Consider the following 330-nt stretch of genomic DNA (forward strand, 5'->3'; position numbering starts at 1 on the left):
TCGACGACGGCACGGTGCTGCAGCTTGAAGCGCAAAAACGTAAGGACGCCCAGGCGCGCCAGGCGGTGGCCGATGAGGTGTTGGCGGGCTTGAATGTTATCCGCCATCCGTCTTCGTATTTCTTGTGGTTGCCGTTGCCGGAAGATGCCCGCGCCGATCAGATCACCATGGCGCTGGCACGGGAAAATATCTCGGTGTCCACGGCCGAGCCGTTTGCCGTCTCGGCCCACGTGCCCCATGCCTTGCGTGTGGCGCTGGGGTCGGTGGACCGGGAGGTGCTGCGCGAGGCGTTGGTGAAAGTGCGCTGGGCGGTGGAGGCGTGCTAGGGGG

Annotated in this window: 1 protein-coding gene; it reads left to right on the top strand. The window is 65.2% G+C overall.

Annotated elements, in window-relative coordinates:
- Positions 1 to 326: aminotransferase class I/II-fold pyridoxal phosphate-dependent enzyme (locus HX846_RS20865; RefSeq protein ID WP_178966021.1), on the top strand; the 326-nt coding region annotated here is incomplete at its 5' end.
- Positions 327 to 330: the final 4 nt, after the last annotated feature.

It is taken from the genome of Pseudomonas sp. K5002, assembly GCF_013386655.1.
Classification (GTDB): Bacteria; Pseudomonadota; Gammaproteobacteria; order Pseudomonadales; family Pseudomonadaceae; genus Aquipseudomonas.